Raw genomic sequence first — 26020 nt, forward strand, 5'->3', positions numbered from 1 at the left:
GCCGCCCCGGCCGCCGCCCCGGCGGCCGCTCCGGCGCCCGCGCCCGAGGGGTCGCTGCTGCGCTCCCCCGTCGCGTGGTACGTCGCGGTGTTCATGGGCCTGGCGTCGCTGATGTTCTACGTGCTGATGTCCTGGCTGCCGGAGATCATGCAGGACGCCGGGTTCGCCCCCGCCACCGCCGGGATGATGGTCTCCACGATGATGATCGTCGGCATCCCGCTCGGGTTCCTCGTGCCCGTCCTCGCCGCGCGGCTCCGCGACCAGCGCGCCGTCGTCGCCGGCGTCGTGCTCACCATGGTCGCCGGGATCGGCGGGCTGATCGTCGCGCCCGCCGCCGGCTGGGCGTGGACCATCGTCCTCGGCATCGGCACCGGCAGCGCGTTCCCGCTCGCCTACACCCTGCTCAGCCTGCGCTCGCCGAGCCCGTCCGTCGCGGCGCGGCTGTCGGGGATGGCGCAGACCGGCGGCTACCTGCTCGCCGGGTTCGGGCCGCTCGCCATGGGCGTGCTGCACGGCGCGACGGGCGGCTGGCACGTGCCGCTGACGCTGCTGCTCGTCCTCGTGGCGCCGGAACTGGTCTTCGGGATGCTCGCGGCCCGGCCCGGCTTCGTCCGCCCGGCGGCGGCACGGCCCGGACGGCTGGACGGACGTCTCGTCGAGCCCAAGAGCCTGCCCGCCGCCGAACCCGCCCGCACCCGGTAAGGGACCGGCTCAGCCGGTCATGTCGACGGCGTCCAGGTCCAGGACGCGGGCGTGCAGGACGAGCCGCTGGTGCAGCGCCGCGCGGAGCGCCCGGTGCAGGCCGTCCTCCAGGTAGAGCTCGCCCTTCCACTGGACGACGTGGGGGAACAGGTCGCCGTAGAACGTGGAGTCCTTGGCCAGCAGCGACTGCAGGTCCAGCTCCCGCTTGGTGCTCACGAGCTGGTCGAGGCGGACCTGGCGAGGGGGGATCTTGGCCCAGTCCCGGGACGACAGTCCGTGCTCGGGATAGGGCCTTCCCTCGCCCACCGCCTTGAAGATCACGCCCCGAGTCTACGTGCCCCGACTGGCCCGGTCACCGCATTCCACCGATTGGTAAACCACTTACACCGCAGCTCAGAGGCCCCGTGAGTAACTGCCGTCACGCGGGTCCGGCGGCCCCCGGAAGGGGCGCGGACGGTCCCCGGCGGGCACCGTTCCCGAGCGACAGCCAGGTGGTCGCCGCGTCCACCCGGCCGTGCACGCCGAGCTTCGGGTAGGCGTGCTCGAGATGCTTCTCGACCGTCCGCGGGCTGATCGCCAGCCGCCGCGCGATCTGCCGGTCGGTGAGTCCCCGGGCCAGCAGGTCGAGGACCGCGGCCTCGCGGCGCGTCACCCGTTCCCGCGCGGGCGGCGCGAGCCGGCGCATCGCCCGCGCGAGGCGCGGCCGCAGCAGCTCGGCGACGGCCCGGTCGGCGTCGCCGAAGTCCCCGCGCCGCCGGTTGACCGCCAGGCACACGCTGCGCGGCTCGTCCCCCGACCAGCCGGCCGGGAACGCCATCGCGAGCTGGTGCTCGGCGCCGAGCGGGCCGTACACGTCCGCGTAGGCGGCGAGCGCGTGGTACTCGGCCCGCGACTGCAGGTCGGAGCGGAGGACGGGCGTGCCGGGCCCGGTCGTCGTGTGGGCGACCAGCGGATCGGCGGCCTTGTCCCGCGCGAACGCCGCCAGCGCCTCCCGGCTCAGCAGGCCCGCCGGGACCGTGAGCGGCCCTCCGGCGCCGTCCGGGCGCACCGACCACACGATGCTGTCGCCCGGCAGCACGTCGAGGAGCATCGGCAGCAGCGCCGGGAGCAGCGTCCGCTCGTCGTCGGCGTCGATCAGGAGGTCGGCGACCGCCAGCGTCCGCCGCAGCCCGACCTCCCCGCAGCCGGTCATCCCTCCACTGTAAATTCCCTGGTCAGACGGGCACAAGGCGGCGATGCCGGGCCCTGCCGGGCAGGGGCGCATACGGGATTTCCCGTATTCGTCCGCGAGCTCCCGCCGACCGACACTGGCAGGGAGGGGAGGAACCGACATGCGCAAGGTCGCCGACTGCAGGGACTACCCGAGCGAGATGAACTGCACCCTCACCATCGCCGGTGAGGAGCAAGAGGTGGTGCGGGCGGCCGCCGAGCACGCGGCGTCCGTCCACGGGCACACCGACAGCCCCGAGCTCCGCGAGGAGATCCGCAAGGGGCTGAAGGACGAGGTGCCGCAGCACGCCTGATCAGCCGCTGCCCGGCGCGCCCTGGACGGAACCGTCGTCCAGGCCGCGCCGGGCGCGCCGCTTTCGGTCTGCGGTCCGTCAGCGGAGCTTGATCGCGCCGCCGTCGGCCATGACCGTCTGCCCCGTCATGTACTGCGCGTCGTCGCTCGCGAGGAACGCGACGATCGGCGCGACGTCCCGCGCCGGATCCCCGAACCGGCCCAGCGGCACCTTCGCGGCGGACTGCGCGTACTGCTCCGGCCGCGCCTCCGCCCACTGCACCACGCCGGACGTCATCGCCATCGGGCAGACCACGTTCACCCGGATGCCGTACGCCGCCCACTCGTTCGCCGCGACCCGGCTCAGCCCGCGGATCGCCTCCTTCGCCGCCGCATAGGACGCCTGGTTCGGCTGCCCGTCCAGCCCGGCCCCGGACCCGAAGTTGACGATCGACGCCCCGCCGGCCTTCTTCAGCTCCGGCAGCGCCGCCAGCATGAAGTTGCGCGTCGCGTAGAGGCCGGTGTCCATCGCGAGCCGCCAGTCGTCGTCCGTCTGCTCCTCGATGGGCTTCTGCCGCGACGCGCTCGCGTTGTTGATCAGCGTGTCGAGCGCACCGAACCGCTCCACGGCCGCGGCGACGGCGGCGTCCGCGACGGCCCGGTCCGAGACGTCCCCCTGCCGGAACACGACCGCGTCGCCCAGCTCCCGAGCGAGCGCCTCACCCGCGTCCCGCTGCAGGTCCACCGCGACGACCCGGGCGCCGCGCTCGGCGAACAGCCGCGTCACCGCCTCGCCGATCCCCGACGCGCCGCCGGTGACGATCGCCACCTTGCCCCGCAGGTTCCCGTTCCCCATGATCAGCCCCCGTTCCCTACCCGGTCGTACGCCGGCGTTTCCCCACAGCTACCAGGCACGACGAGGCGTCCGGCCGCGGGTTCCGACTCAGTGAGACCTCGACGCCCGGCGTCCGCCGGCCCCGGGAAACGGCGAAGGTCCCGGCCGCTGTGCGGTCGGGACCTTCGTTCGGCTCACGCCGGTGGCGGAGGATGCGAGATTCGAACTCGCGAGCGCTTGCACGCAACACGCTTTCCAAGCGTGCGCCCTAGGCCACTAGGCGAATCCTCCGCGGGAAAGCTTACCGGCTCTCCGGCAGTGACCTGACATCAATTACGGCGGAGACCGGGATCGGCCCGTACACGTGTGGGAAGACCTCGTCACCGACCGGCTCGTGGCGGACCGGCGCGTCCAGCCGCGCCACGTCGATGACCAGCAGCACCAGGTCCGACCGGGGGACGGCGCCGTAGAAGCGGCCGAGCACCCCGTCCACCTGGCCCATGTCCGACGAGCAGTGGACGAAGCCCTCCTCGTCGAGCGTCCGGCCGAGCGTCGACATGGTGTACGACACACCCGAGTCCCGCGCGGATTCCCAATGGCGGCGTTCGGCGATGTGCAGGAGCGTCTGCTGCGTGGCGTCGGTCATGGGCGGGAGAGTACGCGGCAACCGTGCCGACCCCGGCCGCCGATGCCATAGACTCTGTGCAGACCCCTCGCACGGCGTCACCCTGTGAACCTCCCCAGGGCCGGAAGGCAGCAAGGATAAGCAGGCTCTGGCGGGTGTGCGGGGGGTCCCTTGCTTTGACCGCGACACCGCGCCTGTGACGCTCTGCTTCTCGAGGGAGGGCGGACCCCCGATGAGTCTGGCTCTGTACCGCAAGTACCGGCCAGCGACCTTCGCCGAGCTGAAGGGGCAGGAGCACGTCGCCGAGCCCCTCCAGCAAGCGCTGCGCAACGGCCGGATCAACCACGCCTACCTGTTCAGCGGCCCGCGCGGCTGCGGGAAGACCTCCAGCGCCCGCATCCTCGCCCGCTCCCTGAACTGCGAGCAGGGGCCCACGCCCGACCCGTGCGGCAAATGCGACTCGTGCGTCGCGCTCGGCCCGTCCGGCACCGGCCACATCGACGTGATCGAGATCGACGCCGCCTCGCACGGCGGCGTCGACGACGCCCGCGACCTGCGCGAACGCGCGTTCTTCGCGCCCGTGTCGGCGCGCTTCAAGGTGTACATCATCGACGAGGCGCACATGGTCACCCGCGAGGGCTTCAACGCGCTGCTGAAGCTCGTCGAGGAACCGCCGCCGCACCTGAAGTTCGTGTTCGCGACCACCGAGCCGGAGAAGGTCATCGGGACGATCCGGTCCCGCACGCACCACTACCCGTTCCGGCTGATCCCGCCGGGCGTGCTGACCGAGCTCGTCGAGGAGATCCTGAAGTCGGAGGACGTCCCGTACGAGGCGTCCGCGCTGCCGCTCGCGGTGCGGGCCGGCGCCGGGTCCGCCCGCGACACCCTGTCGATCCTCGACCAGCTCCTCGCCGGGTCGGACGAGCAGGGCATCACCTACGCGCGGGCCGTGTCGCTGCTCGGCTACACCGACTCCACGCTGCTGGACGAGGTCATCGCCGCGTTCGCCGCCCGCGACGGCGCCGCCGTGTTCGCCGCGATCGACCGGGTGATCGAGAGCGGCCAGGAACCCCGCCGGTTCACCGCTGACCTGCTGGAACGCGTCCGCGACCTGGTGATCCTGTCGAACGTCCCGGAGGCGGGCGGCTCCGGGCTGCTGAACGTCCCGCCGGACGAGCTGGAGCAGATGCGGCGGCAGGCGTCCTCGATGGGGCCCGGGGAGCTGACGCGGGCCGCGGACCTCCTGCACACCGGGCTCACGGAGATGCGCGGCGCGACGTCCCCACGGCTGCTGCTGGAGCTGATCTGCGCCCGGATCCTGCTGCCCGCCGCGTACGAGGACGAGGCGTCCATGTTCGCCCGCCTCGACCGTCTCGAACGCCAGGCCGCGCAGGGCGGCTTCGGCGGCGGGGGCGGCGCGCCTGGTGACGGCCTGGCGCAGGCCTTCGCTCCCCTTGCTGCTCCTTCGCCCGCTCCTGCTCCTGCTCCCGCTCCCGTGGAGCGTTCGGCCCCGGCGCCCGCTCCGGCAGCGGCCGAGCCTCCGGCGCGCCCGGCGGAACCAGCCGCCCGTCCGGCGGGTGGCGGTCCTGCGGGTGGTGGCCCGGCGGGAGGGGCTGCGACGGGAGGAGGTGCGACGGGGGCGGCGGCTTCTGGAGCTGAGGGAAGGCAGCCCCCGCCCGCCCAGGGGGACGACCCCACTTCCAGTGTCGACCCCGCCCGTAGTGCGGCGGAAGCGGAACGCGGTTCTGTGGATAACAGGCCCTCCGCGAGCGGTGGCGCCGGGCAGGCGTCCACTCCCGCAGGCGGGCAGACGTCTCCCCGCGGCGGCGGACAGACGTCCCACGGCGGCGCGCAGGCGTCCGCCCCTGGCAGCGCGGAGGCGTCCGGCCCGGCCAGCGGGCAAGGGGCCGCCGGTGGCGGGGTGGACGTGTCCACGGTGCAGCGGTACTGGCCGGACATCATCGAGGCGGTCAAGCAGAAGAGCCGCGCGACCTGGATGGTCATCATGTCCGGGGTGCGGCCGGCGGCGCTGGAAGGACGCGTGCTCACGCTCGCGTTCGACGCCGAGGGGAACCGGCTCGGGTTCGTCAACGGCAACCGCGACGTGATCCTCAGCGAGGTCCTCCGCGAGCGGATGGGCGTCGACTGGCGGATCGAGACGGTGTCCGGCGGCGCGGGCGGCGGACGGGGCCAGGCCGGTCCCGGGCCCAACGCTGGCCCGGGCGGCGGCGGACGGTCCGGTGCCGGCGGCGGACCGGGCGGCGGGTTCGGCTCCGGCGGCGGGTTCGGGTCGGCGCCCTCGGGCGGCTTCGGCTCGTCCTCAACGGGCGGCTCCCCGTCCTCCGGCGGCTTCGGCTCGTCGTCGGCGGCGCCGTCCGGATTCGGCGGCGGAACGGGCCAGAGCGGGCCGCAGCAGGGCGGGCCGCCTCCGAACGCCGTGCCGCGCCCGGCTCCAGGGGAGAACGGCACCAACGGTGCGAGCAGCGGGAACGCGTTCGGCGCGGGTGGTTCGGCGGCCGGGGATCCGGGGCCGCTGCCGCCGCCGCCGGACGAGCCGCCGCCGCCTCCGGAGCCGTCCCCGGTGGACGAGAGCGACGAGGTGGACCCGGAGGGGGACGCCGACGCGGACGGCACCGAGGCGGAGATGAGCGGCATGGCGCTCATCCAGCGGGAGCTGGGCGGTCAGATCATCCGCGAGATCGACAACTCCTGACCGGAGCCGAGAAGACGGTGCTGCGGCGCCCCGCCCGAACGGCGCCCCGCCCGAACGGCGCCCCGCCCGAACGGCGCCCCGCCCGAACGGCGCCCCGCCCGAACGGCGCCCCGCCCGAACGGCGGCCCGCCCGAACGGCGGCCCGCCCGAACGGCGGCCCGCCCGAACGGCGGCCCGCCCTAAAAGGCGGCCCGGTCAGTGGGGGATGCCGTCGATCAGGGTGCGGGCGCCCTTGTGCAGCAGGTCGGCGGCCACTCGGGCGCCGAGATCCCCGCCCTTGTCCGGCGGAGCCGAGTCCTGCGCATGCACGAACTGCGAGCCGTCCTGCGTGAACACCATCCCGCGCAAGGTCAGCCGCCCGTTCCGGTCGATCCGCGCGTTACCGGCGATCGGGCTGTTGCAGTGCCCCTGGAGGCCGTGCAGCATGGCGCGTTCCGCGCTGACGCACCGCCGGGTCTTGTCGTGATCTAGTAGCCGCACCAGGTCCACGACGTCGGCGTCCGCGCGGCGGCATTCCACCGCGAGCACGCCCGATCCCACGGCGGGGAGGATGTCGAGGGTCTCGCCCGGCCGGTCGATTCCCAGCCGCGTCAGGCCGGCCCGCGCCAGCACGATGGCGTCGAACTCGCCGGAGTCCAGGCGCGCCAGCCGGGAGTCCACGTTGCCGCGCAGGTACTCCACCTGCAGGTCGGGCCGGAGCCGCAGGATCTGGGCGCGGCGCCGCACCGCCGAGGTTCCCACGCGCGCCCCCGGCGCGAGATCCGCCAAGCATCGGATCTTGCTTACCGCAGGGAACAGCATCACGTCGGCGGCGTCGTCGCGTTCGGCGTAGGCGGCGAACACCAGTTCGTCGGGCCGGGGGACGTCGCCGGGGACGTCCTTGAGGCAGTGCACCGCGACATCGGCCCGGCCCGCCAGCAGCGCCCGGTCGATCTCGCGCAGGAACGCGCCCTTGCCGCCGAGTTCGCCCAGGTGCCCGCGGTGCCGGTCGCCGGCGGTCTGGATGCCGACCACTCGACCGTCACGTCCGCGAGTTCCCGCAACCGGGCGGCTACGCCCCGGGCCTGCACCATCGCCAGCGATGACGTCCGCGTGCCGAGCCGCAGCACCCGGTCACCCGAGCGGCGGGAGGACGCCGGTTCGACGACGCCGGAGCCGGCGGGAACCGGCTCCGCCACCGCCGGCCCCTCGGCCGCGGCTTCCGCTTCATCCTCGCCCGTCATGCCGTCCCCTTCTGCCGCGTCTCAGGATCTCGCGCGCGCGCACGGCGTGCCGTTCCCCTCTTCGAGATTGAACCGTGCCGGTCTCGCGGCGCACCGGCGGCCTCCCGGGTACGCCCCCGACCTCCCGGAGGGAAGATCGCGTCCGGTGGCCGGAGGGTTTCCGCGACACCGTCGCGCGGGCGCGGTCGGATACCCGTTGACCTGCGGTTCCGGCGCTATCCTGCACCGAGAGTGAAAGATCGACTACAGTCGCGGCGATGCCGCGACACTCCCGAGGGCGGGCGGATGCGGACACTGATCGGCGAACGTCGGCGAGATGCGGTCGAAGGCACGCGGCCGGCGGTACGGGCGACCGGCACGCCCTCGCGTCCTCCGGACTGACCCCCTGTCACCCCCCTTCACGGACACGGCGCCAGCACCGCTCCGGTGGGCGCCGGCTTCCGAGTCCCCCCACGCCGACGTCGGCGACCGGACGGGGGGACTCCAGTTCTCCGAAAGGGATGTGCACCACCACATGATCGACAATCTCAAGCGCGGCCTGCTGGTCGCGGCCTCCATCGGCGGGGTCTTCTTCCTGGGGCAGGCCACCGCCCAGGCGGTCGCGGACGGCCACGACGGCCACGGCCATGCGGGCGCCGGCTCGGGCAACCAGAGCGCCGCCGTCAGCGGCAAGACCGGCCACGGCGCCAAGGGAGGCGGCGCCACCAGCCAGAACGCCGCCGGCTCCGGCAAGACCGGGAACTCCGGGAACTCCGGTTCGACGGGCGGGAACACCGCCGGGAACCTGTGCGTCATGTCGGACTGCGTGGCCTACGCCTCGTCCGGCGACTCCGGCAAGACCGGGAAGACGGGCAACAGCGGGAAGGCCTGGAACAAGTCGCACACCAGCGGCGGCAACGGCGGACGCGGCGGCGACTCCGGCAACGCCGCCGCGAAGGGCGAGTCCGCGGCCGCGGCCTACGCCAAGACGTACGGCGGCTGGAATGGCGGCGGCGACGCCGCTGCCGCCTCCGGCAACAAGTCGCTGTCGCAGAGCGGCGACACCGGTCAGGGCGGCGAGGGCGGCAAGGCCGCCAGCAAGAACACCGCTCTCTCCGGCCAGACCGGTGACTCCGGCGACTCCGGTTCCACCGGCGGCAACAAGGCCTACAACATCTGCGTGATGGGCAAGTGCGGGGCCGTGGCCACGTCCGGCAAGTCCGGCGACACCGGGAAGACCGGAGACTCCGGCGACGCCGGGAACGTCTCGAAGACCGCCGGCGGCAACGGCGGCCGCGGCGGCGACTCGGGCGAGGCCGGAGCCGAGGGCCACAGCAAGGCCCAGGCAGACAACGGCACGGAGAGCGACGGGCGGTCCGCGCAGGAGGCGGGCTACCGGCTCGCGAACGGCGACGGGAACGGCGACGGGAACGGCGACGGCCACGCCGCCGCCGACTCGGGCGACCACGCCGTAGCCGTGACGGGCGCCACCGGAAACGGCGGCAAGGGCGGCGACGCCAAGAGCGAGAACCTCGCGGTGTCCGGCCAGACCGGCGACTCCGGTGACTCCGGCTCCACCGGCGGCAACACCGCCGCCAACGTCAGCCGTACCCGCGACGGCGGCAAGCACGGCAAGGACAGCAAGCACGGCAAGCACGCGCTGCTGGTCGCCTTCGCCTCGTCCGGCGACTCCGGCAAGACGGGGGACACCGGCGACAGCGGCGACGCCTGGAACAAGTCGCACACCAGCGGCGGCAACGGCGGCCGCGGCGGCGACTCCGGCAACGCCGGAGCCGAAGGCCACAGCGAGGCGGTCGCCGCCGTCCGCTGACCTCCGGTCGCATCGGCGACCGGACCTCGGGTGACGCCGCCGCCCGGGCCCGGCTCGAAAGGCCGGGCGGGACGGCGGTCCACCCGGACGACCCGACGAACGGCCGAGGCCGCCTCCGCACGAGGCGGGCCGACGGACCGGGAGGCGCGCGCCTTGGGGCGCGCGCCTTCGTCGTTCGCGGACCGGTCAGCGGGCCGGCCCCCAGCCGGTTCCCAGCCGGTCGGCGGACCGGTCCCCAGCCGGTCGGCGGGCCGGTCCCCAGCCGGTCCGCAGGGCGGCCCCGGGCCGGTCCGCGGGGCGCGGGGAGCCCGGGGCGGCCGGATCGTCCGGGAGATCGACGGCTTCCGGGGGTGGAGTGCGGACATCGGGTGGGCCGCACTTACCGGATCTCGGCGCGACCCCGTAGTCTCGGGGGACGGACGTCCGGTGGTCGGCGCGGTCGCGAGAGAGAAGGCCCTTCCGAGGGGGCCGGAAGAGGGGTGCACCGTGGAACCCGGTGGTCAGTTGAACATGCAGGAACTGCTGCAGCAGGCGCAGGCCATGCAGGAGCAGCTGTTCGCCGCGCAGCGGGAGCTGGCGGAGGCGGAGGTGAAGGGCACCGCGGGCGGCGGGCTCGTCACCGCGACGGTCAACGGCCAGGGCGAGGTCACCGGCATCGCGATCGACCCGAAGGCGATCGACGCCGACGACCCGGCCGACACCGCCGAGACCATCGCCGACCTGGTGCTCGCCGCGATCCGCGACGCGGCCCGGGAGGCGGCCGAGCTGCAGCAGGAGAAGATGGGACCGCTCGCGGCGGGCCTCGGCGGCGGGGGCGGCATCCCCGGCCTCGGCGGCGGCGGAGCGCCGGGCGGCGGCGGGATCCCCGGCGGCTTCCCCGGCCTCGGCGGAGGCCCCGGAGCCTGACCTGCGGCCGGACGGGCGCCGCCGCGCGGACCGGCCGGCGACCGAGACTCTGAGACGAAAGGAGGGGTCCGTTGTACGAAGGGGTGGTCCAGAACCTCATCGACGAGCTGGGCAGGCTGCCCGGCGTCGGCCCCAAGAGCGCGCAGCGGATCGCCTTCCACCTCCTCGCCGCCGATCCGGCCGACGTCGAGCGCCTCGGCAAGGCGCTCAAGGAGGTCAAGGACAAGGTCCGCTTCTGCCGGACGTGCGGGAACGTCGCGGAAGAGGAGGAGTGCCGGATCTGCCGGGACGCCCGCCGCGACCCGTCGGTCATCTGCGTGGTCGAGGAGTCCAAGGACGTCGTCGCCATCGAGAAGACCCGCGAGTTCCGCGGCCGGTACCACGTGCTGGGCGGCGCGATCAGCCCGATCGAGGGCGTGGGCCCGGACGACCTGCGGATCCGGGAGCTGATGCAGCGGCTCGCGGACGGCACGGTCACGGAGCTGATCCTGGCGACCGACCCGAACCTGGAGGGCGAGGCGACGGCGACGTACCTCGCCCGGCTGGTGAAGCCCATGGGCCTCACCGTCACGCGGCTGGCCAGCGGCCTGCCGGTGGGCGGTGACCTGGAGTACGCCGACGAGGTGACCCTGGGACGCGCATTCGAAGGACGGAGGCTGCTCGATGTCTGATGCCAACAGCCCGCAGGACTGGAACGCCCTCGCCGAGCGGGTGGCGTGCCACGTCGACAACTACCTGAACGGCCTGGAGGCCGTGGCGCGCGGCGACGGCGGGACGCACACGGTCCCGCTGCTGCTGCTGGAGGTCTCGCAGGTCATCCTGGCGGGCGCGCAGCTCGGCGCCAGCGCGGACGTGATCCTCCCGGACAACTGGGAGCCGGAGATCGGCGACGACCCCGACCTCGACGCGGTCCGCACGGGCCTCGCGGAGCGGCTCGGGGACCTCGACGAGTACGTCGAGGTGTTCGACCCGTACAAGGACACCGAGCCGACGTCCTACCGGCTGTCGGACGACCTGGTCGACGTCGCCAGCGACCTCGTCCACGGGCTGCGGCACTACAACCAGGACCGTCCGCTCGAGGCGCTGTGGTGGTGGCAGTACTCGTACTTCAACCACTGGGGCAACCACGCGGGCGCGTCGCTGCGCGCGCTGCACGCGTTCGTCGCGAACGACCGTCTCGCCGTGGCGCAGGAGGCCGCCGTAGCCCAGTAGCGGCCCCTGGCCTTTGGCCCCGGTCCTCGGTAGAGGTCAGCCGAACGGCGGCGGGGTCAGGTCGTAGCGGTCGATGAGGCCGGGCAGCCAGTCGGGGCGGCCCAGGCTGAGCCCGTAGCGGCCGGCGAGTTCGCCGATCGCCCGGGGGTCGGGCGGGCCGTCGGCGACGAGGTCGGCGAGGTCGAGGAAGAAGTGCTCGAACCCCGCCGGGCTGATGACCTCGATCACGCGGCCGGGCGCGTCGCCCGCGTTCCACATGGCGTGCATCTCGCCGCGCGGTTTGGAGATGTAGCCGCCCTCGCCGAGGACGACCTCCTCGTCGCCGGACCGGAACCCGATGTCGCCCGCGGTGACGATGGAGAACTCGTCCTCGCGGATGTGCAGGTGCGGCGGGACGAGGGCCCCGACGGGGAACGGGTGTTCCACGATGGCCATCTGGTCGCCGGTGTCGGCGCCGAAGAGCTTGAACTGGACGCCGATGGGGCCGAGGTCGCCGGTGCGTCCGGCGCCGGGTCGAAGCACGGTCAGTTGCGCGGCCTGCGTGCGGGAGGTCGTTCCGCTGTGCGTCATGGTCCTGCCTCCTGACGGACGCTTCGGTCACTTCCAGTGTGCGAACCGGTGAAATATCAAGTCAAGAAGCCTCTGGCCTGCGGATTCGACGGCGCTGCGGGGAGGGTGTCCTCGGCGTTGCGCCCCCGTAACGCCCCGCCGAGGACCTCTATCCCCCCGGGGCCGCCCGGTCCGGCCAAGGCGGAGGGGCGGCCTCTTCGCGGTTCCCTTTCTAACGGAGCGGCTTCGTGCCGTCCGCCGCGCGGCGGTGCGGGCGTGGCCGCGAGAGCGCACCCGCGCACCGCAGCGCAGGTGCGCGGCCGCGCAGGTGGGCACCACAGCGCAGGTGCGCGCCTGTACAGGCGGACCGCGCGGGAACACCATGGGTGGCATGGATTCACGGCGAAGCGTGAAGCAGAGCCTCCCCTACCCGTATGACCAGGACCTTTCGGCGGTGCTGCGGCGGCTGAACCGGCGCACTCCGGGCAGCCGGAACAGGCTCGCCAACGACCCGGTCACCGCCGCGTACCTGGCCGCGGGGATGCGGCTCATCGAGCGCCATCTGGGTCCGGACGCGGTCCGGACGGCCGTCGACCCGGAGGACGGCGGGTCCTCGATCGAGCGGCCCATGCTCGCCTTCCTGTCGCAGCGGGCGGTGGCGGCGGAGGTCGGCCGCAACCCCGACCCGTTCCCGCAGCTCGGCAGCGTCTCGACGCTGCGGTCCACGTGGGGGTGCCATTCCGACTTCATCGCGGACCTGCTGCGGTTCGGGCTGTGGTCGTACCATCCGAACCACTGCGACGCGGCGGAGGCGGCGGACATCCTCGGGCTGCTCCTCGACGGGCCGGACCTCGTCGAGGGGATCCACCGCCTGGGGTTCTGGGACCTGCTGACGCTGGTGGACCGGTCGCGGTTCCGGCTGGAGCTGTTCGCGACCGCCGCGAGCGAGGGCGACGAGGTCGTCCAGAAGGCGCTGGCGGAGAACTACCAGGAGATCCTGGAGCCGTGGAGGGAGATCTGCGGTGAGCTCCTGGGGGCCCGGGGGCTGCGGCTGCGCACGGGCGTCTCCATCGACGCGTTCGTCGACATGGTCAGCGCGGTGATGGAGGGCGTGGCGCTGCGGGTGCTCGCCGACCGGGGCGCGGACGTGCTGGACCGGGCGCGGGGGCGGTCGATGGCGGGGACGGCCCTGCTCGCGCTGATCGGCGGGTGCGTCGAGCGCGCCGACCGGTCGGACGGGCTGACGATCGAGGAGTCCGTCGAGGCGATGGTCTACGGCACGACGGAGTCGGGGCGCGGCGGGCGCGGCGCGGCGGCGGTCCGCGATGGGCTCGTGGTGACGCGCTGAGACCGACCGGATGCCCGGGATCGCCGGGTGCGGGCCGGGAGGCTGCCCTACGGTGACGGGTATGGATGATCTTCCCGTTTCGGGTGAAGATGCCCTGGTCCTCCCGGACGCGTGGCGGCGGCGGATGTTCCCGCGGCGGGGCGGGCGGCCGGGACCGGCGATCAAGGTGGACCGGGGCGCCGCCGGGGACGTGCGGGAGCGGGTCCGCGCGCTGGAGGGCAAGGCACCGCTCGACGGGCGGGACGACGTGGCCCCGGAGCTGGCCGCCGCGGCGAAGGAGCACTTGTCCGGCGCCGTGAATCCGCTGGGTGCGGCCGTGGTCGCGGCGTCGCTGATCGAGGACGCGGGGTGGGAGCAGGCCGTCGAGAAGCTCGCCGCGTCGCTGGCGGACGCGTGGGTGACCGAGCACGGGCTGCCGTTCGCGGCGTGCGCGTTCGCCGAGTTAAGCGCGCTCGGCTGGGGTTTCCCCGGCGTCCGGGTCGTGCGGCCGGCGGAGGAGCGGCCCGGCAGGTCGGTCGCGGCGACGCCGGCGTGGCGGATCGGTGCGCGGCTGCGGGCGCTGCTGGCCGTCGCCGACGACGGCGAGTACGCGGAGGCGGTGGACGGTCTCGCGCGGCGCCGGCGCACGCCGACGCAGCGGGCGGCGGTGTCGTTCCTGGTGCCGTCGCGGCTCGACTGGGTGGACGAGTGCTGCGCCGCGCCGCCCGACCTGCGGCACGAGGCGGTCTTCCTGTGGATGCTGCACTGCGCGCTGGGGTCGGCGGGCCAGGTGGAGACGCTGGGCACGTACGGGCTCGCGTTCCCGTTCATGTGGAACCGGTCGTGCCTGGTCACGATGCTGGACGGGGTGGGCGCGGCGGCCGTGCCGCTGTTCGCCGGGGCGTTCGACGCGAACGAGTGGGACACCGACCTGCGGAAGCTGATCGTGGAGATGCTCGCGATCGTGCCGGGCGACGAGGCGTTCCAGGCGCTGGTCGACCGCGCGGACCAGAAGCATGTGCGGCCCGCACTGCTCGCGGCGATGAAGCGGTTCCCCGCGCGGGCGCTGCGGCTGCTGCAACCGGCCGCGACGGACGCGCCGCATCTCGCCGACCTGCTGGCGGGGCACGTGCGGTCTCATCCCGAGCTAGCGGCGGAGGCCGGTGTGGTGGTCGCGGACGACGGACGGCTGCCGGACGCTCCGGTGGACGCGCTGCCGGGCCCGCTGGCCGATCCGCCCTGGCTGCGGGACGTCAAGGCGGCGAAGCCCATCGTCGTCGAGGGCCTGGCCCCGCCCGCCGAGCCCGCGATGCGGTGGGAGCCGGGAGAGCAGGAGGAATGGGCGAAGACCGACGACCGGCACCGGAGGCCCGCCACTGACGACTGGGACGCGCTGGTCGAGGAGTTCCGCAGCGGCCGCGCCTACGGTTACGGGTTCGGTGTCCTCACGTACGGGCCGGTGGAGAAGGTGCGGCCGTGGCTGGCGGGCTGGAAGCCGCAGCTGTGGGAGGCCGAGATGTGGCTGCGGCCGGTCGTGGCCCGGTTCGGGGTGGACGCGCTGCCGGTCGCGCTGCGGATCGCGGAGAGGGACCCGGCGGGGCTGGCGGATCGCGCGCTGCCGTTTCTGGACGCCGGGCTGGCGCGGTTGATGGCCGCGTGCCTGGCCAAGCCGAAGCGGGGCCGCAAGACCGCGCTCGCCTGGTTCGGCCGGCACGGTGTGGACGCGGTGCCGCTGCTCGTCCCGGCCGCGCTGGGCAAGCCCGGCCCGGCGCGGAGGGAGGCCGAGGGCGCGCTGCGGCTGGTGGCCGAGAAGCACGGGAATGACGAGGTCATCAAGGCGGCGGCGCGCGCGCACGGCGACGACGTGGCGGACGCCCTGCGAGCGGCCGTCATGGTGGATCCGCTCGAACTCCTGCCGAAACGCATCCCGGTGGTGGGCGAGTGGGCCGTCCCGGAGACGCTGCCGCAGATCAGGCTCCGCGGACGGGACGACGCGCTGCCCGTCGCGGCCGTCCGGCACCTGCTGACGATGCTGGCCATGTCGAAGAACGACGAGGTGTACGCGGGCGTCGGGATCGTCAGGGAGGCGTGCGATCCGGAGTCGCTGGCGGAGTTCGCGTGGGCGCTGTTCGAGCAGTGGCGGCGCGGCGACGCACCGGCCCAGGACGGCTGGGCGCTGGCGCAGCTCGGCTGGCTGGGCGACGACGAGACCGCCCGCAGGCTGACCCCGCTGATCCGCGCGTGGCCGGGGGACGGCGGGCATTCCAAGGCGGTCGCGGGCCTGGACGTGCTCGCGGCTATCGGCACCGATGTGGCGCTTATGCAGCTGCACGGCATCGCGCAGAAAGTGAAGTTCAAGGGGCTGAAGGCGCGCGCGCAGGACAAGATCCAGGAGGTCGCCGGCGGGCTGGGCCTGACATCTGAGCAGCTCGGCGACCGGCTGGTCCCCGACTTCGGGCTGGACGCGGACGGCGGGCTCGTCCTGGACTACGGGCCGCGCCGGTTCGTCGTCGGGTTCGACGAGCAGCTCAGGCCGCAGGTCTCCGACGAGGACGGCACCCGCCGCAAGGCGCTGCCCAAGCCGGGCGCCAAGGACGATCCGGAGCTGGCGCCCGCCGCGTACAAGCGGTTCGCGGCGTTGAAGAAGGACGTGCGGGCGGTCGCCGACGGCCAGATCCGGCGTCTGGAGGCGGCGATGGCGGCGCGGCGCCGCTGGACGGCCGCGGAGTTCCGCCGCCTGTTCGTGGAGCATCCGCTGATCTGGCACATCGCGCGGCGGCTGGTCTGGGTCGCCGAGGACGGGGACGGCGGCGACGCGGTGGCGTTCCGGGTGGCCGAGGACCGGACGTTCGCCGACGCCGCCGACGACGCGGTGTCCCTGCCGGACTCGGCGCGCGTCGGCATCCCGCATCCGCTGGAGCTGGGCGGCGCGGTGGAGGCGTGGTCGGCCCTGTTCGCCGATTACGCGATCCTGCAGCCGTTCCCGCAGCTCGGCCGGGAGGTGCACACCCTGACCGAGGGCGAGCGCGCCGCCCGGCGGCTGGCGCGGTTCGAGGACGCCGCCGTCGACCCGGCGGCCGTGCTCGCGCTGGAACGGCGCGGCTGGCGGCGCGGGGAGCCCATGGACGCCGGCATCCGGCACAGCATGTACCGGGAGGTGCCCGGCGGCCTGTACGTGAACGTCCATTTGAACCCCGGGTTGGACGCCGAGATGGCCTTCTCCGGCGGGCAGCGGCTGGAGGTCATCTGGGTGGACGACCGGCCGGAGACCGGCGACTGGTATGCCGGCGAGGGGCGGCGGCCGATCGGCGACCTGGACCCGGTGACGGCCTCGGAAGTGCTGGCGGAGCTGGCCGGCGCCACGTCCTGACGTCATATCGAGGTTCCGCGAAATGTCCGGGTAGACTGCGAGGAACCATGACGACGAACGCCGATCCCGCCCCGGACGTCTCGGCCGAGCTGCTGGACGTGTTCAAGGCGCTGGCCAACCCGGTGCGGCTCCAGCTCCTGCAATGGCTGCGGGAGCCGGAGCGGCACTTCCCCGTCGAGGAGGCGATCGCGGACCCGGCGGAGGTCGGCGTCTGCGTCAGCCACATCCAGGCCAAGATCGGGCTCGCGCAGTCGACGGTGTCGGCGTACATGGCGGCGCTGGAGCGCGCCGGGCTCGTCCGGTCCACGCGGGTCGGGAAGTGGACGCACTACAAGCGGGACGAGGACCGGATCGCCTGGTTCGTCGCCGCTCTCGGCCGCTCGCTCTGACCTCGCCCCGCCCTCCCTCCGCGGCCCCGCGCTTGACTCATATCGAAATTCTGCGATACTTCGAATCATCGAGATGACATCGGGAGGAACCATGGGCGCGATCGGCGGGACGGACCTCGGCCGCTTCGGGATCTGGACGTTCGACTTCGAGGACCGGCCCGCGGCCGCGATCCGCGACTCCGTCCAGGAGCTGGAGGAGCTCGGCTGGCCGGCGATCTGGATCCCGGAGCGCGACGGCCGCGAGGCCATGACGCACGCCGGGTTCCTGCTGGCGTCCACCGAGCGGATCGCGGTCGTCAACGGCATCGCGCGGATCTGGTCGCGGGGCGCGCGGTGGACGCGGGGCGCCGCGGTGCTGCTGGCCGACGCCTACCCGGACCGCCACGTGCTCGGCCTCGGCTTCGGCGGGAAGCCCCAGCCGGGGACGACACCGCTGCGGGCGATGGGCGAGTACCTCGACGAGATGGACACGACGACCAGCGACAACCCCGCCCCGCGCTCCCCGGTGCGGCGCATCCTCGCCGCGTACGGGCCGAAGATGCTGGAGCTGGCCCGCGACCGGGCCGCGGGCGCGCACACCTACCACGTGACGGTGCGGCACACGGCGCAGGCGCGCGAGGTGCTCGGAGAAGGCCCGTTCCTCGGCGTCGAGCAGGCGGTGCTCTTCGAGAGCGACCCGGCGCGGGCCCGCGAGATCGCGCGCGAGCACCTGCACGGCTACCTCACGGAGAAGTACAACGTCGCCAAGTTCCTGCGGCTCGGCTACACCGAGGACGACATCGACGGCGGCCGCGGCAGCGACCGCCTCGTCGACGACCTGGTGGTGTGGGGCGACCTCGACGCGATCGCCGCGCGGCTGCACGAGCACCTCGACGCCGGCGCCGACCACGTCGGCGTCCAGGTCCTCCGCGGCGCCCCGGACGAGCCCGCCATGCCGCACTGGCGCCGGCTCGCCGAGGCGCTCCTCCCCGAGGGGGCCCGGGCCTAGCCGGGCCGGTGGAGGTCAGGACTTGAAGAACTCGAGCAGGTCGTCGTTCAGCCGGTCCTTGTGGCTGACGAACAGGCCGTGCCCGGCGGCGGGGTACTCCTTGTAGACGGCGCCGGGCACCAGCGCGGCGGTGCGGCGGCCGGTGATCTCCACGGGCGCGGAGAAGTCGGCGTCGCCGTGGATCACCAGGGCCGGCACGGTGATGTTCCGCAGCGCCTCGCGGTTGTCGGCGTGGTAGATCGTCTTCTGCACCTCCAGGACGGCCCAGTGCGTGGCGTCCAGGCACATCCGGATCATCCAGTCGATGGTGGCCGGGTGGACGTCGTTGCCGAGCTGGGTGGCGAAGAACAGCTGCGACTGCATGGCGAGCCACTTGGGGCGGTCCGCGCGGATCATCGCGATCATCCCGTCGAACAGCTCCTGCGGGATCCCCTCCGGGTTGTCGCCGGTCAGCCGCAGGTACGGCAGGATCGCGGAGACGAACGCGACCCGCTGGACGCGGTCCTCGCCGTGCCGGGCGAGGTAGCGGGCGATCTCGGTGCCGCCCGTCGAGTGCCCGACCAGGATGACGTCGCGCAGGTCGAGGTGCTCCAGGAACGCGGCGAGGTCGTCGGCGAGCGAGTCGATGTCGTACCCGCCCGACGGGCGGTCCGACCGGCCGTGCCCGCGCCGGTCGAAGGTCAGGCACCGGTAGCCGCGCTCGGCGAAGAACGGGATCTGGTACTCCCACATCCCGGTGTTGAGCATGGCGCTGTTGACGAAGACGACCGGGCGGCCCTCCCCGTACTCCTCGTAGGAGAGGCGGGTCCCGTCGTGGGTCTCGAAGAACATCTCGGCTCCTTGGCTCGGCGTCGAGACGATCATGGCGGCCGGGGGCCGCGCCGGTCGATGACGTCGGAGGTAATGCCCCCGGTTACATGTGGCCGCGAGGGGCGTGCGCAGTTACCTGCTCGTAATCCACCGGCGCGGCCTCGGTAGACTCTTCGGTCAGTACGCCTGACCCCGATCCGAGGAGCGCCCACCCGTGGCTCTTGTCGTGCAGAAGTACGGTGGCTCCTCCGTCGCCGACGCCGAGTGCGTCAAGCGGGTCGCCCAGCGCATCATCGCGACGAAGAAGGCGGGGAACGACGTCGTCGTCGTGGTCTCCGCCATGGGCGACACGACGGATGATCTCATCGACATGGCCAAGCAGGTCAGCCCCCTCCCGCCGGCCCGCGAGCTGGACATGCTGCTCACCGCGGGCGAGCGGATGTCGATGGCCCTGCTGGCCATGGCCATCGCGAACCTGGGCCACGAGGCCCGCTCGTTCACCGGCTCCCAGGCGGGGGTCATCACCGACGGCACGCACGGCAAAGCCAAGATCATCGACGTGACGCCGGGCCGGATCCGCAGCGCGCTCGACGAGAACGCGGTCTGCATCGTCGCCGGTTTCCAGGGCGTCTCGCAGGGCACCAAGGACATCACCACGCTCGGCCGCGGCGGTTCCGACACCACGGCGGTCGCGCTGGCCGCGGCGCTGGACGCCGACGTCTGCGAGATCTACTCCGACGTCGACGGGGTCTTCACCGCCGACCCGCGCATCGTCCCGCAGGCCCGCAAGATCCCGAAGATCTCCTACGAGGAGATGCTGGAGATGGCGGCGACCGGCGCGAAGATCCTGCATCTGCGCTGCGTGGAGTACGCGCGCCGGTACAACATCCCGATCCACGTGCGGTCCTCGTTCTCCCAGAAGGAGGGGACGTGGGTCGTCGACAGCAGCGAGATCGAAGGACAGGACATGGAGCAGGCGATCATCTCCGGGGTCGCGCACGACCGGAGCGAGGCCAAGATCACCGTGGTCGGGGTGCCCGACAAGGTCGGTGAGGCCGCGACGATCTTCACGGTGCTGTCCGAGGCCGAGATCAACATCGACATGATCGTGCAGAACGTGTCGGCGGCGTCCACCGGCCGCACCGACATCTCCTTCACGCTGCCGGCCAGCGACGGGCAGTCCGCGCTGACCGCGCTGAACAAGCTGAAGGAGCGGATCGGGTTCGAGTCGCTGCGCTACGACGACCGGATCGGCAAGGTGTCGCTGATCGGCGCCGGGATGCGCTCGCACCCGGGCGTCACCGCGACGTTCTTCGCCGCGATCGCCGACGCCGGGGTGAACATCGAGATGATCTCCACCTCGGAGATCCGGATCTCCGTCGTGGTCGCCCAGGACGACGTGGACACCGCGGTCGCCGCCGCGCACCACGCGTTCGACCTCGACGTCGACCAGGTCGAGGCGGTCGTCTACGGCGGCACCGGCCGCTGACGCCGCCCTTCGACGCCCGGCCGCGGGCCGCACGGGACGACCTTCCCGTGCGGCCCGCGCCGCGTTTCCGGGACGTGCCGCCGTCCGGCCCGTGCCGCCGTCATGGCGCGCGGCGCCGATATGGGGCGTGTGGCGCAAATGCGGGCGCCGCGCCATGGCACGCTCTTCCGGGAACCGGCCGCAGCCCGCGGAAGTTCACTAGTGCGGGGGCGCGCGCAGCGGACGGACCCGACCGACGAGGGGTGATGGCGACCATGGGCTCGACCGCCGGGCCGAGGGCCGGACGCGACGGGCGGCGGGCGCCCACCCTGGCCGTGGTCGGCGCGACCGGCGCCGTCGGCGCCGTGATGCTGGACCTGCTGTCCACCCGCCGGGACGCGTACGGGGAGATCCGGCTCGCGGCCTCGCCCCGGTCGGCGGGCCGCACGCTCCGGGTGCGCGGCGAGGACACCGAGGTCGCCGCGCTCGCCCCCGAGGTGTTCGACGGCGCCGACATCGCGATGTTCGCGGTGCCCGCCGCCGTCGCCGCCGAATGGGCACCGGCCGCCGTGGCGCGCGGCGCCGTCGCCGTGGACGGGTCCCCGGCGTTCCGCACGGCGCCGGACGTCCCGCTGATCGTCCCCGAGGTGAACCCGGGCCTGGTCCGGGACCGCCCGCGCGGCGTCCTCGCGGGCCCCGGCTGCACCACCCTGTCGATGATCGTGGCGCTCGGCGCGCTGCACGAGCGGTACGGGCTGCGGGAGCTGGTCGTCGCGTCGTACCAGGCCGCGTCCGGCGCGGGCCGCGAGGGCGCCGACACCCTGTACGCGCAGCTGGAGAAGGTCGGCGGCGACCGGGCGCTCGGCCACCGCGCCGGCGACGTCCGCGGCGTCGTCGGCGACCTCGGCCCGTTCCCGGCGCCGCTCGCGCTCAACGTCGTCCCGTGGACGGGCGACCCCGGCGAGGACGGCTGGGGCTCGGAGGAGCTGAGCATCCGGGACGAGTGCCGCAAGGTCCTCGGCCTGCCGGAGCTGAAGGTCAGCGCGACCTGCGTGCGGGTCCCGGTCGTCACCGCGCACTCCGTCGCCGTCCACGCCGTCTTCGGCGAGCGCGTCGACCAGCGCGAGGCGCAGGACGTGCTGGCCCGCTCGCCCGGCGTCGTGCTGTGCGACAACCCCGAGATGCTGGAGTTCCCCACCCCGTCCGACGCCGTCGGCACCGACCCGACGTGGGCGGGGCGGGTCCGCCGCTCCCTCGACGACCCGCGCGCCCTCGACCTGTTCCTGTGCGGCGACAACCTGCGCAAGGGCGCCGCGCTCAACACCGCCCAGATCGCCGAGCTCGTCGCCGCCGACCTCACCCCGTAGCGGCCCCCAGCGCGTCGAGCACGGCGGCCGTGTCCAGGTAGAACGGCCGGAACTCGCGGACGAGCCCGTCCCGCACCGTGATCCACTGCAGGACGGACGTCTCCAGCTCGCGGCCGGTCGCGCGGGCCCGGAAGGCGCAGCGGTTGAGGACCGCGACCCGCGCGCCGTCGACGGCGCGGTGCTGCTCCAGGAACGCCAGGCCCGTCCACGCCTCGCTCATCGCGGCCATGAACCGCTCCATCCCGTCGTGCCCGCGCCACGTCCCGCCGTAGGGCAGGCTCGCGGCCTGGTGCATCACGACATCCGGTGCCAGGTGGGCCGCCATCCCGGAGAAGTCGGCCTTGCCGGGGCCGCCCGCGGCCAGGTAGTCCGCCTCGGCGGCGTAGAAGCGCTCCAGCGCGTCCCATGCGTCGGTCATGGCGGGGGAACACCGGCGGGGCCGCGCCGGTTGCGGCCGGGCGGGGATCGCGGCGACTGCGGGACGTCCGATCGGGGCCGTAGGGTGGCATGCGTGACCGAGACGAAGGCGGTGAAGTCCGAGCAGACCCGGGCCCTGATCGTCCAGACCGCGCTGCGGCTGTTCCGCGAGCGCGGCTACGAGGCGACGACGATGCGCGCGATCGCCAAGGAGGCCGGGGTCTCGGTCGGCAACGCCTACTACTACTACGGGTCCAAGGAAGAACTGATCCAGGCGTACTACGACGAGCTGCAGGACGAGCACCTCGCCGCGTGCCGCGCCGTCCTCGACGCCGAGACCGAGTTCGCGCCCCGCCTCCTCGGCGTCCTGAAGGCCCGCGTCGACACGATGGTCCCCTACCACGAGTTCGCCGGGAAGTTCTTCAAGTTCGCCGCCGAGCCCACCAGCCCGCTCAACCCGTTCAGCGCCGAGTCCGGCCCCGCCCGCGACTCCGCGGTCGCGATCTACCGGGAGGTCGTCGAGGGCTCGGACCTCAAGATCGACAAGGAGTTCCGCAAGGAGCTGCCCGAGCTGCTGTGGATCTACTCGATGGGCATCGTCCTGTACTGGGTTCACGACAGCTCCCCCGGCTGCCGCAAGACGTACCTGCTCGTCGAGCGGACCGTCCCGCTCGTGAACCGGATGGTGTCGATGTCGCGGCTGCCCGGCTTCAAGTCCGTCACCCGGGAGCTCGTCGGCATCATCCGCGAGGTCCGCGCCTAGCCGAAGGCGACGTCCCAGTGGTCGCGCTCGCGGGCGAACAGCGTGCCGTCCGGTGACCGGTACAGCCGCGCGCCGTCGCCCCGCACCCCCTGGTACGGGTAGCGCCTGATCGCCGCGTCGACGCAGCGGGTCGGCGCGATGTCGAGCTTGTACCCGGCGGCGTGGCCGCGGGGGCCGCCGGCGTGGCCGCGCTCCGTCCCGCCGGTGATCGTGATCGGGCAGCCGCTCTCCGCCCGGAAGTCCAGCAGCCCCTTGATCGTGCCCCAGCGCAGGCCGTCGAAGGACGTGCAGGACGGGCGCGCGCGGTCGGAGCAGTGCCCGGTCGACCGCCACCGGATCCCGTTCGCGCGCAGGAATCCCGCCGCGTCCTCGTGGTGCAGCCGCACCGAGTCCGGGAGGTCGGGGAGCGCGGCCGTGAGGACGCCCGAGACCGCGCCCGCCGCCGCGTCCGGTGCCATCGCTTCGTCCGGCACCGTCGCTTCGTCCGGCGCGGCGGGCGGGGTCGCGGGTGACGGGGAATTCTCCGGAGGCAGGACGCCGCCCACTCCGGTGGCGGCAGCGGAAGGTGCGAGCCCGGCGAGCGTGCCCGGCAGCGGGCTGGACGGTGCGGGGCCCGGGTCCGGAGCCTGGGGGCTCGCCTGTTGCGCGGCGGGCGATCCGGCGGGGGACGGGTCGCGGGGCTGCGCGGCGGCCTGCGCTCCACCCGGCGAGTGCGCGACGGGCGGGAACCCGGGCGCGAGCGGCGGATGCGACGTGGCGGCCGCCGTGCCCTCGGCGGAGGCCATCGTGACCGGCGGTGCGCCGCCGGCGGTCGGTGACAGGGCGGGCGCGGCGCCGTCCGGCGGACGGGCCGGTGCTCCGGCCGCTAGCGGATCCGGTGGTGGAGGCGCCGCGACGGGGGACGGGCCGGGCGGCGGGGCGGTGGTGGCGTCCGCCGGGGCGACCTGGGCGGTGGCGACGAGCGCGGCGGCCGTCGCGAGAAGCGTGGTCAGCGCGGTACACGCCGGTTTTCGGCGCGGGCGCGGGCGCAGGCAGGGCGCGGGCGTGCGGACGGCAGGCGGCCGGTTCATGGTGATCCCCCCGGTTCGGCTCTCCGCGCGGAGAGCGGCGGTGAGCGCGCCGCCGCACGGGGCGGCGGCGCCCGGGGGGCCGCCGGTCGGTGACCGGCCCTCTCTTGTCGGCGGCGCTCAGTGGCGGCCGATCGGAGGAATGCCCGGGTGGTGGATCTTGTAAACGCGGGGGCGGGCGGGGCGACGCCCGTCCCCGCGACTGAGTTACGACATACCCAGATGTTTGCGGGCAAAGTCCATTTCGGCCGACATTTGCGTGATGCGTTCCTCGACGACGAGGGAGCCGTGGCCCGCGTCGTACCGGTACGTCTCGTGCGGCAGGCCCAGCTCGGCGAGGCGCGCGAGGTAGTTGTCGATCTGCCGGATCGGGCAGCGCGGGTCGTTCTCGCCCGCGAGGATCAGCACCGGCGCCTTCACCTTCTCTATGTAGGTGATCGGCGACGACTCGCGGTATCGGTCCGGGACCTCGTCGGGCGACCCGCCGAACAGCGACCGGTCGAAGGCCTGGAGCCCCTCCATCTCGTCCTCGTAGGCGGCGACGTAGTCGGCCACAGGCACCGACGCGACACCGACGCTCCAGTCGTCCGGCTGCGTGCCGATGCCGAGCAGGGTGAGGAACCCGCCCCATGACCCGCCGGTCAGCACGAGCCGGTCCGGGTCGGCGAGGCCGGTGGCGACGGCCCAGTCCCGGACGGCCTTGACGTCCTCCAGCTCGGTGAGCCCGACCCGTCCCTCGATCGCGTCGCGCCACTGCGAGCCGTAGCCGGTGGAGCCGCGGTAGTTGACGCGGACGACGGCGAACCCGTGGTCGACCCACGCGGCGGCGGCGGGGGCGAACGAGTCGTCGTCCTGCGCGGTCGGCCCACCGTGGACGTCGAACACCGCCGGGAACGGCCCCTCGCCGCCCTCCGGCCTGCTGACCAGCGCGTGGATGCACCCGCCGGGGCCGTCGACCCAGGCGTCCTCGACCGGGACGGACGGCGGCGCGGCGGGCCCGGGCGGGGTGAGCACGACCGCACCGGACGTCGACCGGATCACCGGCGGCTCGGCGGCCGACGACCAGGAGAACTCCACGGTCCCGTCGGGCCGGACGTCGGCGCCGCCGATCACGCCGCGCGGCGTCTCGACGCGGGTCAGGGACCCGTCGCCGAGGTCGTAGCGGTACAGCTCGTCGCGCGCCTCGTGGTTGTGGGAGATCAGCAGCGCGGACCCGTCCGGGTACCAGCCGGCGCCGATCTCGCCGGGCAGGTCGAGGACGATCTCCCGCTCGGTGCCGGCGACCGGGTCCCAGATGAGGATCTCGTCGCGGCCGCGGCGCTCGTGCCCGACCAGGAGCCGGGCGTCGCCCTCGACGGGGGCGAAGCCCATGCCGTAGACGCCCTTGCCGGGGCCGTCCCACAGGTCGGCGACGGCGGAGCCGTCCGGGCGGACGACCCGCAGCGCCATGTGGCGGCTGTCGCCGTGCTCGCTGTGCCCGATCGCGACGAGCGACTCGTCCCGCGACAGCGCGGCGACGTGCGCGTCCTCGGCGTGGTGGTACAGCACCTCGGGCGCCGCGCCGGGGCGGCACAGGTGGACGGTGTTGCCGTCCTCGCCGGTGCGCCCGACGACCGCGAGCCCGCTCGCGCCGAGGGACAGCCCGGCCGGGTAGGACGGCTCCAGCCCGGGGACGGCGGGGGCGTCCTCGCCGCCGCCGAACGGGACGCGCCGCCAGACGCCGAACTCGTCGCCGTCGGTGTCGGCGAACCACCACACCCACTCGCCGGTGGGGTCGACGGTGCCGATCCACGTGCCGTTGGGCCGGTCGGTCATCTGCCGCTGCTCGCCGGTGCCGCGGTCCCAGGCGTAGATCTCCCAGGTGCCGGTGGCGTTGGAGCGGTAGATGCTGCGGTCCGGGGCGTCGCGCGCCCAGCGGGGGAGGCTGATGCGGGCGGCGCGGAACCGCGCCTTCCAGCGTTCGTCGTCGACCATTCCC

24 protein-coding genes, 1 tRNA gene and 1 other RNA gene are annotated in these 26020 nt (G+C 73.9%); 15 read left to right on the plus strand and 11 right to left on the minus strand.

Annotated features, from left to right (window positions below; genetic code table 11):
- Positions 1 to 702, plus strand: a 702-nt coding sequence (locus F9B16_RS24960) for an MFS transporter (RefSeq protein ID WP_151542553.1), incomplete at its 5' end; no start/stop codon positions are given.
- A gap of 9 nt (positions 703 to 711) precedes the next feature.
- On the opposite strand, the gene F9B16_RS24965 is transcribed toward F9B16_RS24960, so the two are convergent.
- Positions 712 to 1023 carry a type II toxin-antitoxin system VapB family antitoxin gene (locus tag F9B16_RS24965; RefSeq protein WP_151542554.1) on the minus strand — a complete coding sequence of 104 codons (312 nt, stop codon included), beginning with the start codon at positions 1021 to 1023 and terminating at the stop codon, positions 712 to 714.
- Between the two features lie 97 nt (positions 1024 to 1120).
- On the minus strand, positions 1121 to 1894 hold the full coding sequence (locus tag F9B16_RS24970) for a helix-turn-helix transcriptional regulator (RefSeq protein ID WP_151542555.1): 774 nt from the start codon (positions 1892 to 1894) through the stop codon (positions 1121 to 1123).
- 139 nt (positions 1895 to 2033) lie between these two features.
- Here F9B16_RS24970 and F9B16_RS24975 point away from each other — a divergent pair, with 139 nt between their 5' ends.
- Positions 2034 to 2225 (plus strand): DUF1059 domain-containing protein, encoded by a 192-nt coding sequence (locus F9B16_RS24975; RefSeq protein ID WP_151542556.1) that lies wholly within the window; start codon positions 2034 to 2036, stop codon positions 2223 to 2225.
- 78 nt (positions 2226 to 2303) lie between these two features.
- On the opposite strand, the gene F9B16_RS24980 is transcribed toward F9B16_RS24975, so the two are convergent.
- The 3 genes from F9B16_RS24980 to F9B16_RS24990 form a co-directional block, all read right to left on the minus strand.
- Positions 2304 to 3059 carry an SDR family NAD(P)-dependent oxidoreductase gene (locus tag F9B16_RS24980; protein ID WP_151542557.1) on the minus strand — a complete coding sequence of 252 codons (756 nt, stop codon included), beginning with the start codon at positions 3057 to 3059 and terminating at the stop codon, positions 2304 to 2306.
- Between the two features lie 182 nt (positions 3060 to 3241).
- Positions 3242 to 3329, minus strand: a tRNA-Ser gene (locus tag F9B16_RS24985).
- Positions 3330 to 3339: 10 nt separating this feature from the next.
- Positions 3340 to 3684, minus strand: coding sequence for a DUF952 domain-containing protein (locus F9B16_RS24990; protein WP_151542558.1), 345 nt, complete (start codon positions 3682 to 3684; stop codon positions 3340 to 3342).
- A 58-nt stretch (positions 3685 to 3742) separates the two neighbouring features.
- Here F9B16_RS24990 and ffs point away from each other — a divergent pair.
- Positions 3743 to 3838, plus strand: an RNA gene (ffs, locus tag F9B16_RS24995) — signal recognition particle sRNA small type.
- A 57-nt stretch (positions 3839 to 3895) separates the two neighbouring features.
- On the plus strand, positions 3896 to 6376 hold the full coding sequence (locus tag F9B16_RS25000) for a DNA polymerase III subunit gamma and tau (protein WP_151542559.1): 2481 nt from the start codon (positions 3896 to 3898) through the stop codon (positions 6374 to 6376).
- Positions 6377 to 6571: 195 nt separating this feature from the next.
- Here F9B16_RS25000 and hemC read toward each other — a convergent pair whose 3' ends face one another.
- Positions 6572 to 7390 carry a hydroxymethylbilane synthase gene (gene hemC, locus F9B16_RS25005; protein WP_225991920.1) on the minus strand — a complete coding sequence of 273 codons (819 nt, stop codon included), beginning with the start codon at positions 7388 to 7390 and terminating at the stop codon, positions 6572 to 6574.
- A gap of 723 nt (positions 7391 to 8113) precedes the next feature.
- On the opposite strand from hemC, the gene F9B16_RS25010 reads away from it, so the two are divergent.
- The 4 genes from F9B16_RS25010 (at position 8114) to F9B16_RS25025 (ending at position 11527) form a co-directional block, all read left to right on the plus strand.
- Positions 8114 to 9409: a hypothetical protein gene (locus tag F9B16_RS25010; RefSeq protein ID WP_151542560.1), complete on the plus strand. Its 1296-nt coding sequence runs from the start codon at positions 8114 to 8116 to the stop codon at positions 9407 to 9409.
- Between the two features lie 510 nt (positions 9410 to 9919).
- Positions 9920 to 10315, plus strand: coding sequence for a YbaB/EbfC family nucleoid-associated protein (locus F9B16_RS25015; protein WP_404800518.1), 396 nt, complete (start codon positions 9920 to 9922; stop codon positions 10313 to 10315).
- A gap of 71 nt (positions 10316 to 10386) precedes the next feature.
- On the plus strand, positions 10387 to 10986 hold the full coding sequence (gene recR / locus F9B16_RS25020) for a recombination mediator RecR (protein ID WP_151542562.1): 600 nt from the start codon (positions 10387 to 10389) through the stop codon (positions 10984 to 10986).
- Complete coding sequence (locus F9B16_RS25025; protein WP_151542563.1) at positions 10979 to 11527, plus strand: DUF5063 domain-containing protein; 549 nt, start codon at positions 10979 to 10981, stop codon at positions 11525 to 11527. The genes recR and F9B16_RS25025 overlap by 8 nt, the downstream gene beginning before the upstream one ends.
- A gap of 36 nt (positions 11528 to 11563) precedes the next feature.
- Here the strand turns inward: F9B16_RS25025 and F9B16_RS25030 are convergent, their stop codons facing one another.
- Positions 11564 to 12097, minus strand: coding sequence for a cupin domain-containing protein (locus F9B16_RS25030; RefSeq protein ID WP_151542564.1), 534 nt, complete (start codon positions 12095 to 12097; stop codon positions 11564 to 11566).
- A 370-nt stretch (positions 12098 to 12467) separates the two neighbouring features.
- On the opposite strand from F9B16_RS25030, the gene F9B16_RS25035 reads away from it, so the two are divergent.
- The 4 genes from F9B16_RS25035 to F9B16_RS25050 all read left to right on the plus strand — a co-directional run bounded on the left by F9B16_RS25035 (position 12468) and on the right by F9B16_RS25050 (position 18150).
- Complete coding sequence (locus F9B16_RS25035) at positions 12468 to 13424, plus strand: hypothetical protein (RefSeq protein WP_151542565.1); 957 nt, start codon at positions 12468 to 12470, stop codon at positions 13422 to 13424.
- A gap of 61 nt (positions 13425 to 13485) precedes the next feature.
- Complete coding sequence (locus F9B16_RS25040) at positions 13486 to 16773, plus strand: DUF4132 domain-containing protein (RefSeq protein WP_151542566.1); 3288 nt, start codon at positions 13486 to 13488, stop codon at positions 16771 to 16773.
- 47 nt (positions 16774 to 16820) lie between these two features.
- Positions 16821 to 17162, plus strand: a complete 342-nt coding sequence (locus F9B16_RS25045; protein ID WP_151542567.1) for an ArsR/SmtB family transcription factor — start codon at positions 16821 to 16823, stop codon at positions 17160 to 17162.
- Positions 17163 to 17235: 73 nt separating this feature from the next.
- On the plus strand, positions 17236 to 18150 hold the full coding sequence (locus F9B16_RS25050; protein ID WP_225991921.1) for a TIGR03620 family F420-dependent LLM class oxidoreductase: 915 nt from the start codon (positions 17236 to 17238) through the stop codon (positions 18148 to 18150).
- Between the two features lie 15 nt (positions 18151 to 18165).
- Here F9B16_RS25050 and F9B16_RS25055 read toward each other — a convergent pair whose 3' ends face one another.
- Positions 18166 to 18981: an alpha/beta fold hydrolase gene (locus F9B16_RS25055; RefSeq protein WP_151542568.1), complete on the minus strand. Its 816-nt coding sequence runs from the start codon at positions 18979 to 18981 to the stop codon at positions 18166 to 18168.
- A gap of 193 nt (positions 18982 to 19174) precedes the next feature.
- Between F9B16_RS25055 and F9B16_RS25060 the strand changes: the two genes are divergently transcribed.
- Both F9B16_RS25060 and F9B16_RS25065 read left to right on the plus strand, forming a co-directional pair.
- Positions 19175 to 20449, plus strand: a complete 1275-nt coding sequence (locus F9B16_RS25060) for an aspartate kinase (protein ID WP_151542569.1) — start codon at positions 19175 to 19177, stop codon at positions 20447 to 20449.
- A gap of 245 nt (positions 20450 to 20694) precedes the next feature.
- On the plus strand, positions 20695 to 21795 hold the full coding sequence (locus tag F9B16_RS25065; protein WP_225991922.1) for an aspartate-semialdehyde dehydrogenase: 1101 nt from the start codon (positions 20695 to 20697) through the stop codon (positions 21793 to 21795).
- On the opposite strand, the gene F9B16_RS25070 is transcribed toward F9B16_RS25065, so the two are convergent.
- Positions 21785 to 22213, minus strand: a complete 429-nt coding sequence (locus F9B16_RS25070; protein WP_151542570.1) for a nuclear transport factor 2 family protein — start codon at positions 22211 to 22213, stop codon at positions 21785 to 21787. The two genes, F9B16_RS25065 and F9B16_RS25070, sit on opposite strands and share 11 nt — an antisense overlap.
- A gap of 93 nt (positions 22214 to 22306) precedes the next feature.
- Here F9B16_RS25070 and F9B16_RS25075 point away from each other — a divergent pair, with 93 nt between their 5' ends.
- The gene (locus F9B16_RS25075; RefSeq protein WP_151542571.1) at positions 22307 to 22975 is read left to right on the plus strand and encodes a TetR/AcrR family transcriptional regulator; all 669 of its coding nucleotides are present in this window, start codon (positions 22307 to 22309) and stop codon (positions 22973 to 22975) included.
- On the opposite strand, the gene F9B16_RS25080 is transcribed toward F9B16_RS25075, so the two are convergent.
- Together F9B16_RS25080 and F9B16_RS25085 are read right to left on the minus strand one after the other, a co-directional pair.
- Complete coding sequence (locus F9B16_RS25080; RefSeq protein WP_151542572.1) at positions 22972 to 24045, minus strand: hypothetical protein; 1074 nt, start codon at positions 24043 to 24045, stop codon at positions 22972 to 22974. The two genes, F9B16_RS25075 and F9B16_RS25080, sit on opposite strands and share 4 nt — an antisense overlap.
- 204 nt (positions 24046 to 24249) lie before the next feature.
- A complete protein-coding gene (locus F9B16_RS25085) occupies positions 24250 to 26016 on the minus strand; it encodes a S9 family peptidase (protein ID WP_151542573.1) in 1767 nt (588 codons plus the stop codon).
- Positions 26017 to 26020: the final 4 nt, after the last annotated feature.

The organism is Actinomadura montaniterrae, from assembly GCF_008923365.1.
GTDB lineage: Bacteria > Actinomycetota > Actinomycetes > Streptosporangiales > Streptosporangiaceae > Spirillospora > Spirillospora montaniterrae.